This window comes from Leifsonia sp. 2TAF2 (genome assembly GCF_052115085.1).
In the GTDB taxonomy this organism is placed as follows: domain Bacteria; phylum Actinomycetota; class Actinomycetes; order Actinomycetales; family Microbacteriaceae; genus Leifsonia.
The window spans coordinates 388,208-400,140 of sequence record NZ_JBFRFY010000002.1 but is presented as its reverse complement, the minus strand read 5'-3'; the positions used below and the strand labels follow the sequence as shown (position 1 = coordinate 400,140).

The following is an 11,933-nucleotide window of genomic DNA, read 5'->3' as shown; positions in this document are numbered from 1 at the left end:
TGTCCGCCCTGGGTGACGCTGTCCACACTACTATCGGCCGGTGCTCACTTCCTGCTGGTCCGGGCGACGATGAGGCGCTGGACGACGACGAACGCGAGCAGCAGGATGCCGATCGTGATCCGAGTCCACGACGCGTCGGCGCCGAGGAACGTGATGGACACCTTGATGACGCCGTAGACCAGCACGCCGACCAGCGAGCCGATGACGTAGCCGCTCCCGCCGGTGAGCAGTGTGCCCCCGATGACGACGGCTGCGATCGTGTCGAGCTCCGTGCCGATGCCGTTGAGGCTGTAGCCCGCAGCGGTGTACGACGTGAACAGGAGGCCCGCGATCCCGGCGCACGTCCCGCTGATCACATACACGAGGACGCGCGTGCGTGCGACCGGGAGACCCATCAGCAGAGCGGACTGCTGGTTGCCGCCGACAGCGTAGACCGTGCGGCCGAAGCGGGTGTAGCCGAGCACCCAGATGGCCACCGCCACGACGAGCAGGGCGATGATGACCGTCGGCGTGATGTACCAGCCGCCGGCTCCCAGCTTCGTCGACTGCAGCCACAGCACCGCCGGCTCTTTGACCTGGATCGCCTCGAGGCTGACGACGAAGCACAGGCCACGCGCGAGGAACATGGCGGCGAGCGACGCGATGAAGGGCTGCACGTCGAAGTAGTGGACCATGATGCCGATGGTCAGACCGAAGAGGGCTCCGGCCGCGATCATGAGCGGTATCACCAGGGGCGTCGGGATGCCGGCGGCGAGCATCTTCGCCGCCAGAATCCCAGTGAACGCCATCACCGCACCGACGGAGAGGTCGATCCCGCCGCTCAGGATGACGAAGGTCATTCCGGCCGCGAGCACGATCAGGTACGCGTTGTCGACGAACAGCGAAGACAGGATGCGCGGGGTGACGAAGGTCCCGAAATACAGCTGCCCGGCGGCGAGCATCAGGATGAGGATGGTCACCGCGGCGAGGACCGGCGCCCACGACGCCTTGTTCCTCAGCCGGTGCCGCCAGCTGGGCGTGACGCGGACGGTGCGGGTCGGTTCGAGGATCGGGGTGGCGCTCATGCCGCGCTCCTTTCGGTTTCGGCGGGCGATACGGCGATACGGGGCTGCGGTGGTCGCAACCGTCCGAGCCAGGCGCGCACCCGCCGCGACTGCGAGAGGCAGACGATGATGACGACGATCGCCTTGAAGACAGGCGTGACCGCCGGCGGCACCCCGAGGAACGTGATGGTAGAGGTCAGCGTCTGCAGGATGAAGACGCCGATCACCGTGCCCGCGAGCGAGAACTTGCCGCCGGCGAGCGACGTGCCGCCGAGCACCACCGCGAGGATGGCGTCCAGCTCGATGTTCAGGCCGGCGTTGTTCGCATCCGCGGCCATGATGTTGGAGCTGTAGAGGATGCCGGCGATGCCGGCGAGCAGGCCGCTGAGGCCGTACAGGCTCCAGACGATGCCGCGCGACCGGACCCCGGCCAGGCGGCTCGCCGACGGGTTGATGCCGACGGACTCCGTCAGCACGCCGAGCGCTGTCCGGCGCACGAGGAGGCTGATCACGATGATCGCCCCGATCGACACGATGAAGGCGAAGGGGAGCCCGAAGACGTACCCCTGAGAGATGTACGCGTACGGAGTGCTCGTGATGGTCGTGATGAAGCCGCCGGTGATCAGCAGCGCGATGCCCCGCCCCGCCAGCATCAGCACCAGCGTCGCGATGATCGGTTGGATGCCGAGCACCGCCACGAGGAAGCCGTTCCAGAGCCCGAACAGCAGCCCGATCACGACGGCGGTGAGAATCGCCGTGCTCACCGTCCCGAGGCTGCTCGGCGAATCGGAGCCCTTGATGATCGTCAGCGCCACCGCGCCCGCGATCGCCATCTGGGCGCCGACCGACAGGTCGATACCCCGCGTCGCGATCACCAGTGTCATGCCGAGAGCGATGAGCATCAGCGGCGCGCTGTTGCGCAGGATGTCGATGAGCGACCCGTAGAGCTCACCGTCCTTGACGGTGATGCTGAGGAAGCTCGGGCGCGAGATCGTGTTCAGCACGATCAGCGCCAGGAGCGCCCCGATCGGCCAGACCAGCCGATGCTTGAAGATCGTCCTCATGCTGCGCCCTCCTTGGCGATCAGTGCGACGATGTCGTCGACATCCGGGTGACTCTCATTGTCCAGTTCGGCGATCTTGCGACGATCCCTCATGACTACCACCCGCTGCGAGAGGCGCACCACTTCATCCAGTTCGGACGAGATGAAGATGAGAGCGAGACCGCCCGAGGCGAGCTCGACGATGAGCCGCTGGATCTCCGCCTTCGCCCCGATGTCGATGCCGCGGGTCGGCTCGTCGAGGATGAGCAGCTGAGGGTCGGTGGCCAGCCAGCGCCCGAGCAGCACCTTCTGCTGGTTCCCGCCCGACAGGTTGCGGATCAGCGCGTGCGGATTGGCCGGCCGGATCCCGAGGGACTCCATGTATTTACCGACGATCCGCGTCTGCTCCGCCTTCGGCACCCTCCTCAGCCACCCGCGCTTCGCCTGCACGCCCAGGATGAGGTTCTCGGCGACGGTGAGGTCGGCGATGATCCCTTCTTCCCTGCGGTCCTCCGACGAGAAGGCGATGCGCTGGTCGACGGCATGGCGCGGGCTGGTCAGTCGCGCAGCCGACCCTCGGACCGAGACGCGGCCGTGGTCGGCGCGGTCGGCGCCGTACACGAGTCGCGCCAGTTCTGTGCGCCCGGAGCCGAGCAGGCCGGCGATGCCGACCACTTCGCCGTCGTAGACCGCCAGGTCGAACGGCTCGACCGAGCCCTTCCGGCCGAGCAGCGTGGCGCTCAGCACCGGAGCGCCCTCGCGGTCCACCTGCCGGTCGGCCGACCGCCCGATGGATTCGAACTCGGCCAGTTCCCGGCCGAGCATGGCCGCGATCAGCTCGGTGCGGCCGATCGCGCCGACGGCGTACTCGCCGATGAGCCGACCGTTGCGCAGCACGGTGAGCCGGTCAGAAATCTCGTAGATCTGGTCGAGGAAGTGCGAGACGAAGAGGATGGCGACGCCGCGATCGCGCAGCGCCCGCATCACCGCGAACAGCTGCTCGACCTCGAACCGGTCGAGGCTCGACGTCGGTTCGTCGAGGACGAGGACCTTGCAGTCGACGACCACGGCCCGGCTGATGGCGACCAGCTGCTGCACGGCGAGGGAGTGCGACGAGAGCGGCGAACGCGGATCGATGTCGAGGCCCAGCTCCCCGAGGAAGCGCGACGCCTCCTTGTGAGTGGCCCGCCAGTCCACACCGAAGTGTCCGCGCTTCTCGTTGCCGAGCATCACGTTCTCGCCCACCGACAGGTTGGAGCAGAGGTTGACCTCTTGATAGACGGTGGCGATGCCCGCGGCCTGGGCGTCGGCCGTTCCGGCGAACGTCCGGGTCTCCCCGTCGACGGCGATGCGCCCGCTATCGATCGGGTACACGCCGGTCAGCGCCTTGATCAGGGTGGACTTGCCGGCCCCGTTCTCGCCGAGCAGCGAATGGATCTCCCCCGGGCGCAAGGTGAAGTCGACCTGGTCGAGCGCTTTCACCCCGGGGAATGAGATGGAGATCTCTCGCATCTCGACGACATTGTCGGTCACGTCCTGGACCCTACTTTCTTGATCGAGAAGGCCACGGGACGCGATCGCGCCCCGTGGCCCGGCTCATCCGGTCAGTACTTGCGTGTCGGCAGCGCTTCCTTGGCGGCCGCCTGGTCGAACGCGAGGTCCTTCGCGGTGTAGGCCTTCTCGACCTTCTTCCCGTCGATCACGTCCTTGACCACCGTCGCGACCTGCTCGCCGAGCAGCGGGTTGCACTCCACGACGTAGTTGAACTGGCCGTCGGCCAGGGCGGTGAGGCCGTCCTTGGTGCCATCGATCGTGACGATCTTGATGTCCTGGCCGGGCGTCAGTCCCGCAGACTTGATGGCGTCGAGCGCTCCGAGCCCCATGTCGTCGTTCTGCGCGAAGAGCAGGTTGATCTTCTTGCCGTACTTCTGCAGGAAGCCCTCCATGACCGTCTTGCCATCGGCACGCGTGAAGTTGCCCGTCTGCGAGTCCAGCGTGGTGATGGATGTGCCGCCGATGCTGGACGAGAAGCCCTTGGCACGGTCGATCGCGGGGGCCGAACCGGTCGTCCCCTCGAGCACGACCATGTTCGTCGGGGTGCTGCCGACCGCCTTCGCAGCCCAGCTGCCGGCCGTCTCGCCTTCCTTCTTGAAGTCGTCGCCGATCCAGCTGGCGTAGAGACTCGGGTCGGCGTCGATGGTGCGGTCCTCGAGGATCACGGGGATGTTCGCGTCCTTCGCCTCCTTGAGGACGTCGTCCCAGCCGGTCGTGACGACGGCGGCGATCACGATCGCGTCGACGCCCTGGTTGATGAAGCTGTGGACGGCGGCGATCTGGTTCTCGGGCTTGTTGTCGGCCGCGTTGAAGATCAGCTTGAAGCCGTTCTTCGACGAGAAGGCCTCCTTCATGGACTGGGTGTTGGCCGCCCGCCAACCGCTCTCCGAGCCGGTCTGCGCGAAGCCGACGGTGATGACCTTGTCGCCACCGCCCCCGCCCGCTCCACCGGCTCCACCCGCCGAGCAGCCGGTCAGTGCGACGGCCATGAGTCCGAGGGCGGCGATAGCGCCCGCAAGTTTCTTCATTCCAAACCTCCTTGTTCGGGTACCGGACGTCGCCGGCCACAGTGCCTGCGAATCGGGATCCGAAGCAGGATGGTCGCAATGTTAGCCTTCACATTGGGGCCAGGAGCAACACTGTCGTGGTAACGATCTGGTAACGGCGGCTAGCCGATAGGCAAGGGAACTGGGCACATTTGCGTGCCCTCGATCGCTCCTGCTGCCCAAATGTGAGGGATCACAACGACTGCGGACCGGCAGCCGTCACACACTCAACGTCTGAAGACCGGTCACCCGCAGCAGGTCGAGTCGCGCCTCATCCGCACTGCCCGCAGCGACCGTGTAGACGACGATCCGCAGATCGCTGCCGGGCACCGCGAGCACGTCGCAGTCCACCGTGATCGGGCCGGCCGGCGTGCCCGTCACGGTCTTGCGGCTCGACCGATGCTCCGCGACGCGTGCCTCGGCCCAGCGGCGCTCGAACTCCGGCGACTCGGCGCGCAGCCGCGTCACGAGGTGCGCGAGGCCGGAGTCGTCCGGGTAGCGTCCCACCGCTGAGCGCAGGTCGGCGGCGAGGTCGCTCGCGAATTCCTCCGCATGCTGGGCGTCGTACTCGATGCCGTCGTGATCCGAGGTGAAGTGCCGCCAGACCAGGTTGCGCTCGATGCCGACGAAGCGGGACGGGTCGCCGTTCACCGCTGCCCAGAGCGGGTTCCACAGCAGGATGTCGTGGCTCGCCGTGAAGACGGCCATCGGCACGTCGCTCAGCCGGTCGACGATGCGCTGGACGCCGGGGCCGATGTGGCGGGGGACCATCCCGCGCGACGGGGGTGCCGCCCCGGCGACCCGGTAGAGGTGGTCGCGTTCGCCGTCCGTGAGCCGCAGCGCCACGGCCAGCGCTCCCAGCAGCTGCGGGGAAGGATTCGTCGCGCGCCCCTGCTCGAGGCGCACGATGTAGTCGACGCTGATACCGGCGAGGGCGGCCAGTTCTTCACGCCGGAGGCCGGGCGCGCGGCGGTGTCCACCGACGGGGAGGCCGACGTCCGCCGGAGTGACCCGCGCGCGCCACGACCGAAGCACACTCGCGAACTCACTCATGAGATCCATCCTCCTCCAGAGGGGCCGGCCCAGAGTGGTACTGCCGGTCCCACCGTCGAGGAGTGCCTGGGAGATCGGGCGGTTCGGGCGCAGGCTCTAAGGCATGACAACCACACTGATCACCGGGGCAAACAAGAGCCTCGGCCTCGAAACCGCCCGCCGCCTCATCGAAGCGGGTCACACCGTCTTCGCCGGAATGCGGGACACCGCCGGCGGCGACGCGGCGCGCGCGCTCGGCGCGCATCCTGTGCAGTTGGATGTCACCGACCAGGCCAGCGTGGATGCCGCGATCAGGAGCCTGCCGCACCTCGACGTCCTCGTCAACAACGCGGGCATCCTGGGCAGCTCGCACGGCGTCGACGACCTCACACCGGCCGCCATGGCCGACGTGCTCGAGACGAATGTGGTCGGCATCGTCCGCGTCACTCAGGCCGCCCTCCCCCTGCTTCGGGAGTCGGCCAACCCGGTCATCGTGAACGTCGCCTCGGGTGTCGGCTGGCCGCGCTTCCTGACCGCGGAGGACCACGACGAGTTCCCGGTGCGCGGCATCCCGTACGCCGCGTCGAAGGCAGCGGTCATCGCGCTGACCGTGCAGTACGCGAAGAACCTGCCCGACTTCCGGGTGAACGTGAGCGACCCCGGCTACACCGCGACCGACTTCAACCGGCACAGCGGCCACCAGACCGTCACCGAGGGGACCGACGCGACTGTGGCGCTCGCACTGCTGGGCGCCGACGGACCGACCGGCGAGTTCCACAATCGGCACGGCCGGATCGAGTACTGAGCCCTCGTCCGTCAGGCCGTGGTGACGTGGAGAATGACCACTCGCTCGGGGAGCGACCGCGGGATCTGGAGGCCGGCCACGGCGAGCGCCCGACCGCTGAGCACCACTCCTGACCCGTCCCCGTACCACTGGGGTTCGGCGCGGCCGCGGTCGGGCGTGCCGACGATCACGGGAGCCACGCGGTAGCGCTTGTCGGGGTCGAGGCCCGGCAGCGTGAACCGGCCGTGCGGAGATTCGTCCGATCGGCCCACGAAGGCGAGGAACATGAGCGCCTCCGTCTTGTCGGCGGCGACCGCTCCATACAGCTGGAAGGCTGGATCGATCTCGTCTGCGCGCACGAGGTCACCGCTGTGCATCAGGGCACGGTGCTGCTTGTAGAACTCGACCCACTGGGCGAGGTCGTGGATGTCCCGCTCACTCGCTCGCGCAAGGTCCCATTCGATGCCGAAGTGGCCGAACACGGCCGTTCCCGCTCGGAAGGAGAGCTCGTGGGCGCGCCCCGTCGTGTGGTTCACTCCTGAGCCGACGTGCGATCCGAGAAGCTCGGCCGGGAGGAGCTGCATCGTCCAGCGGTTCATCTGCTGGCGCTCGAGCGGATCGACGCAGTCGCTGACCCAGACGCGGTCGGTCCGTTCCAGGACCCCGAGGTCGACTCGGCCCCCGCCCGAGGAGCACGATTCGATCTCGAGCCCGGGAAAACGACGCTTCAGCTCGTCCATCAGCCGGTAAGCGGCGAGCGTCTGTTCGTGCACGCCGGCCGCGCCCGTCGGGAACGTACCCGCGTCGATCAGGTCGCGGTTGTGATCCCACTTGATGTAAGCGATGTCGTACTCGGTGAGGATGCTCGTCATCCGGTCGAGGACGTGCTCGTAGGCCTGAGGGATCCCCAGGTTCAGGACCTGCTGGTTCCGGGACCGGATCGGGAGGCGGCCACCGGTCTGCATGATCCACTCGGGATGCGCCCGAGCCAGCTCGCTGTCCTCGTTGACCATCTCCGGTTCGAACCAGAGCCCGAACTCCATACCCAGGCCCCGGACGTGGTCGACGAGGGGGCCGAGACCATCGGGCCAGACGTCGGCGTCCACGGTCCAGTCGCCCAGTCCCCGGGTGTCGTCCCGGCGACCCGCGAACCAGCCGTCGTCGAGGACATAGCGCTCGACGCCGACCCCCGCCGCACGATCGGCGAGGCCGATCAGCCGGTCCAGGTCGTGGTCGAAGTAGACGGCCTCCCAGACGTTGAGCGTGACCGGGCGAGGCCGGGACGGGTGTGTCCCGCGCGCTCGCAGGAAGCGGTGGAAGCGGTGCGCCTGATCATCCAGCCCATTGCCGTAGGCGCCGTAGAGCCACGGCCCGCGGTAACTCGCGCCCTCATCGAGCAGGATCTCGCCCGGGAGCAGCAACTCGCCCCCGCCGACCACCTGCGATCCTGTGGAGAGGCGCTCCGCGTAGTGCCGGTGATTGCCGCTGAAGGCGACGTGGACGCCCCAGACCTCTCCGTGCTCGAACCCGAAACCGGGCGTGCCGACGCTGAGGACCGTGGCTGCGTCCGAACCGGTGCGACCCTTCCGGCCTTCGCGTTCGTGAGTACCGACGACGAGTTCGCTGCGCTGCGGGATGCGCTCCTTGCTCCAGCGGCCGGCGAAGTCCAGGATCTCGCGGGCGCGCGCTGGAAGCGGGAAGGCGATGTTCAGTTCGGTCAGCGCGTAGATGCCCTGCCCGAGGTTGCTCACGGTCGCACGGGCACGGAGCAGCCCGCTCGCCAGGAGTTCGAACTCCAGCGTGAGACCCAGCCCCGCCACGTGATCCCGTGCGTGGAACGTGACGATGGCCGGGCCCGCTTCCACGAGGCGCCCGTCGCGTCGCGGCTGGGTGCCGTCGGCGGTGACGATGGCGACGGACGCGACCGTGAACAGCGGCGACCAGCCGGCACCGCTCCGGTGGCCCGCGAGGCCGGGCCGGCCTTCCCACCCGGCGTGGTGCTCAGGAAGGATGGCCACCCGCACGGCCTGATCGACCACGTTCCCGGTGTCGGGCTCCTGGGCGGCGGCGGCCAGCGCGCTTACGCTCTCGGTGGTCTGAGGACCGAGCGATGCTCCCCAGTGCACGACCGAGGGCAGCCGTGCCGTCGTGGCGTCGAGGACGACACTGACGCCCCCGGCGCTGAGGTGCAGCAGCAGATCCGGCGAGAACTCCGTCCGGTCTGAATCCGGAAAGGCTGGGGTGATCTCCGGCACGGAATCTCCATCGTCGAGGTGCATGGTCAGCGTGTCACAGGGCCGCGAATCGGAAGGCGAGCGAACGGGCTTCGGGACGCAGGAGGGCATCCGGCCAGACGTCGGGGCCGCAGGCGCGCGATCCGAGTCCGTTCTGAGCGGCGTCGAGATAAAGATACGTCGCAACCCGGGCGGGCAGCTCGTGCTGATGAGTTGCTACGCCCACCTCCTCGGCAGTGTGACGCGCGAGGGTGAAGCCCGGTCCTCGGCCGCGCGCATCCTGTTCCGCATCGATCCGGAGCCATTCACTTCCCCGCGCGAGGAGGTCGAGCCGTCGCAGATCGCTGCGGTGGCCGCTCTCCTGCGGCCACGCGTACGGAACGGTCAGCTGGTCGATCTCGGCCCGATAGCGACCGACGAGCACACCCCTCCGCGAGTCCGGATACGACTCCCCCGGCCCCGTGCCGAACCATTCCGCCTCATCGACCTCGAGCGGCAGGTCGAAACGGACTCCGAGACGCGGCCAGACGATGTTCCACCGGGAGCTCGGGATCAGCTGCACGCTGAGCCGCACCGTGGTTCCGTCCGTCTCCCACGATTCGTGGAGCGTCACAGCGACACGGGTGTCGGCAGCGGCCCAGCGGGTTCGCCGTTCGAGCGTGTCAGTGGTCCTCGTGACGTCGAGGACGCGAGAACTCAGCCGGTCGAGCCCTGCCTCGCGCCAGAGCGACGCGTACGAAGGCCCGGGGACCCCCAGCCCGCGCCCCTCCATCGGGTCGCTGACGTCGTAACTCCCCATGTGCGATCCGCCGTCGTTGTCGGTCGGAGCGCGCCACAGCTGCAGGCGCGGGCCGGTGACGGGCGTACCGGCGAGGGCGATCAGCCGCCCGTCCGCGAACTCGGCCGGGCCGAGTGCGTAGCGTCCCGCGACCTCCAACGGCTGCCGGCGGCCGGGACGGCTCGCTGCGGCCGGCGCCGCATCCGAGACTGCCACCGGGCGCCCGGGCGGCAGAGGTGCCTGCGAGGCGGCGAGCGCGTGGCCCGCCGCCGCCCACAGCGTGTCGGCCGCGAGCGCCGCCGTGACGGTGAACCAGACCTCCCCAGCGCCCCTGCGGAGAAGCTCCTCATCGAGGAGGACTTCGACGACGACGGATTCGCCCGCGGGCAGCGGTCGACCGTCAGGATCCGCGACGTCGAGCACTCCAGCGACGATCGTCGCTCCGTCCCGCTCGATCCGCCAGGGAAAGACCAGGTCGCCGGCGTCCGCCGAGTGACGCAGGTTGCTGACCGTCACTCTCACGTTCTGCTCGGCGACATCGATGGCGAAGCGGATGGGCGCCGTCACAGCGGCGAACTCCACCAGTCCCGGCGTCGGCGTGCCGTCGGACATCACCATGCCGTCCATGCAGAAGTGGCCGTCGTGCACTCCGCTATCGCCGAAGTCTCCGCCGTACCCGAAGAACTCGACTCCGTCGGGTGTGCGGGTACGGATGCCGTGGTCGCGCCATTCCCACACGAACCCACCGTGGAGACGGGGGAACCGGTCCACCAGGTTCTCGTAGGTTTCAATCCCACCCGGGCCGTTACCCATCGCATGCACGTACTCGCAGAGGAGGAACGGCTTGGTGCGCTGGCGTGCGGATTGCGCCCCGGATGCGTTCAGAAGCAGCGATGTCGAGTCGCTGCCGATGCTCTCGACCTCGGCGATGGAGGCGTACATCCGCGAGTAGACATCGGTGTAATCGCCGGCGTGATCGCCTTCGTAGTGGACCGGCCGCTCAGGATCGCGTGCATGGACCCACTCCGCCATCGCCGCGAGGTTCGCGCCGGTACCGGACTCGTTTCCGAGCGACCACATCACGATGCTGGGATGGTTCTTGTCCCGTTCGACCGTGCGCTCGATGCGGTCGAGGTAGGTCGCCCGCCAGGCCGGATCCTCGCTCGGGTTGCCCATCCATTCGTCGGTGCCCGGCTCGAACTGGCTCCCGCCGTGGTGAAACGCGTGCGTTTCGATGTCGCACTCCAGCATCACCCAGAAGCCGAGCTCATCGGCGAGATCGAGCACTCGAGGATGCGGCGGGTAGTGCGCCGTGCGGATCGCGTTCACGTTGTGGCGTTTCATCAACTCGAGGTCGCGCCGGACGAACTCCTCGTCGAATCCACGACCCAGGTCCGGATGGGTCTCGTGCCGGTTCATCCCGTGCAGCACGACCCGCCGCCCGTTGACGAGGAAACGGTCGCCCACGATCTCGACCGTCCGGAACCCCAGCCGCAGCGCGATCGTCTCGGCGCCGTCCCGGCTGACCACGGTCGCGTCGTACAGCCGGGGGCTCTCCGCCGTCCACGGCTGGACTTCCCCGATCCGGATCGGCGTGACAGCTGAGGCATCGGCCCATTCGACTTCGATGCCGAGGTCGGGGACCAGGAGCCGCACCGGGAAGGCCGCGTCCTCCGCGCGGAGCTCCGTCTCCAGGACTCCGGCGCCGTTCCGCTGGTCGTATCCCGCCCGCACCCACAGGTCCTCGATCCCGCCGAGCGGACGCGCCTGCAGCGTCACGTCCCGGTAGATGCCCGGCAACCACCACTGGTCCTGGTCCTCGATGTAGGTGGACGCGGACCACTGGTGCACGCGCACGGCGAGGGTGTTGAGACCCTCCCTGAGCGCCTCCGTCACGTCCAACTCCTGCGCCAGTCGCGACCCGGTGCCGACGCCGATCTCTGTTCCGTTCAGCCAGACCCGGTAGCGGGACTCGACCCCGTCGAAGCGCAGCACGACCGCCTCGTAGACGTCCCGGTCCAGCCACCCCGAGGGCAGCGAGAACGTACGACGGTGGTCACCGGTCGGATTCTCGTCGGGTGAGAACGGTGGATCCTGCGGGAACGGCAACTGCACGTTGGTGTACTGCGGCGAACCGTACCGACCCTCCCCGTGCAGCACCCAGTGGCTGGGGACGGGCAGGTCGTCCCAGCCCGAGTCATCGAACGCCGGGTCTGCGAACGACTCCGGCCCCTCACCCGCGGGCAGGGCGTCGGGCGCTCCCAGGCTGCCGGGGACCCCGGTCAGGAGGCGGAACCGCCAATCGCCGTTCAGCGAGATGGTCGGCGCATCCGAGTGCAGCCACGATCGGGCCGCGCGACGTCGGCCCCGTCCGGGGCCGACGTCGTTGAGGTAGTGAACCGTCTCCTGCATATGTCTTC

The 11,933-nt window shown here is 68.4% G+C and carries 8 protein-coding genes; 1 reads left to right on the top strand and 7 read right to left on the bottom strand.

Translation table 11 applies throughout. From position 1 onward, the window contains the following. Positions 1 to 44: 44 nt before the first annotated feature. The 5 genes from AB4Z18_RS14170 to AB4Z18_RS14150 all read right to left on the bottom strand — a co-directional run bounded on the left by AB4Z18_RS14170 (position 45) and on the right by AB4Z18_RS14150 (position 5,738). Positions 45 to 1,064 (bottom strand): ABC transporter permease subunit, encoded by a 1,020-nt coding sequence (locus tag AB4Z18_RS14170; protein ID WP_441783373.1) that lies wholly within the window; start codon positions 1,062 to 1,064, stop codon positions 45 to 47. Next, positions 1,061 to 2,107, bottom strand: a complete 1,047-nt coding sequence (locus AB4Z18_RS14165) for an ABC transporter permease (protein WP_441783372.1) — start codon at positions 2,105 to 2,107, stop codon at positions 1,061 to 1,063. Before AB4Z18_RS14165 ends, AB4Z18_RS14170 begins: the two co-directional genes overlap by 4 nt. Further along, on the bottom strand, positions 2,104 to 3,597 hold the full coding sequence (locus AB4Z18_RS14160; protein WP_441784010.1) for a sugar ABC transporter ATP-binding protein: 1,494 nt from the start codon (positions 3,595 to 3,597) through the stop codon (positions 2,104 to 2,106). Before AB4Z18_RS14160 ends, AB4Z18_RS14165 begins: the two co-directional genes overlap by 4 nt. A 92-nt stretch (positions 3,598 to 3,689) precedes the next feature. Further along, positions 3,690 to 4,667, bottom strand: a complete 978-nt coding sequence (locus AB4Z18_RS14155; protein ID WP_441783371.1) for an ABC transporter substrate-binding protein — start codon at positions 4,665 to 4,667, stop codon at positions 3,690 to 3,692. Between the two features lie 237 nt (positions 4,668 to 4,904). Then, positions 4,905 to 5,738, bottom strand: coding sequence for a helix-turn-helix transcriptional regulator (locus tag AB4Z18_RS14150; protein WP_441783370.1), 834 nt, complete (start codon positions 5,736 to 5,738; stop codon positions 4,905 to 4,907). Between the two features lie 103 nt (positions 5,739 to 5,841). Here AB4Z18_RS14150 and AB4Z18_RS14145 point away from each other — a divergent pair, with 103 nt between their 5' ends. Next, positions 5,842 to 6,522: an SDR family NAD(P)-dependent oxidoreductase gene (locus tag AB4Z18_RS14145; protein ID WP_441783369.1), complete on the top strand. Its 681-nt coding sequence runs from the start codon at positions 5,842 to 5,844 to the stop codon at positions 6,520 to 6,522. Positions 6,523 to 6,533: 11 nt separating this feature from the next. On the opposite strand, the gene AB4Z18_RS14140 is transcribed toward AB4Z18_RS14145, so the two are convergent. Together AB4Z18_RS14140 and AB4Z18_RS14135 are read right to left on the bottom strand one after the other, a co-directional pair. Then, a complete protein-coding gene (locus AB4Z18_RS14140; protein ID WP_441783368.1) occupies positions 6,534 to 8,756 on the bottom strand; it encodes an alpha-galactosidase in 2,223 nt (740 codons plus the stop codon). A gap of 34 nt (positions 8,757 to 8,790) precedes the next feature. After that, entirely contained in the window at positions 8,791 to 11,925 is a 3,135-nt protein-coding gene (locus AB4Z18_RS14135; RefSeq protein ID WP_441783367.1) for a glycoside hydrolase family 2 TIM barrel-domain containing protein, read from the bottom strand. Between the last annotated feature and the right edge of the window lie 8 nt (positions 11,926 to 11,933).